The sequence below is a fragment of the Microbacterium sp. AISO3 genome, assembly GCF_002204305.1.
In the GTDB taxonomy this organism is placed as follows: domain Bacteria; phylum Actinomycetota; class Actinomycetes; order Actinomycetales; family Microbacteriaceae; genus Microbacterium; species Microbacterium arborescens.
In genome coordinates this window covers 1-405 of the sequence record NZ_NHRF01000137.1, presented here as the reverse complement: position 1 = coordinate 405, position 405 = coordinate 1, and the positions used below count along the sequence as shown (strand labels likewise).

Annotated in this window: 1 protein-coding gene; it reads left to right on the top strand. The window is 59.3% G+C overall.

Translation table 11 applies throughout. From position 1 onward, the window contains the following. Window positions 1–150: 150 nt before the first annotated feature. Window positions 151–405 (top strand): ATP-binding cassette domain-containing protein (locus tag CBF90_RS16680; RefSeq protein ID WP_141097228.1); only part of this gene is annotated, 255 nt, incomplete at its 3' end.

The following is a 405-nucleotide window of genomic DNA, read 5'->3' as shown; positions in this document are numbered from 1 at the left end:
ATCTTCACCCCCCGGCCCACCTTTGTGGGTTGTGTCCATTATGATCAATTTTGGCTCCTCGAAACCTCGGAGGGACCCGGTGACATCCGTCACCGATTTTCCACAACGGATCGTCGGGCACGTACCTGCCCGTGGAAAGGAACAACGGTCATGGCAACCGTGCAATATAAGGAGGCGACTCGGGTTTATCCGGGCACCGATCGCGCAGCCGTCAGCAAGCTCGACCTCGACATTGGCGACGGGGAGTTCATGGTCCTCGTGGGACCGTCTGGCTGCGGTAAGTCGACCTCTCTGCGAATGCTAGCCGGCCTCGAAGAGGTCAATGCCGGCTCCATCTGGATCGGGGACCGCGATGTCACTGATCTTCCCCCGAAGGACCGTGACATCGCCATGGTCTTCCAGAAC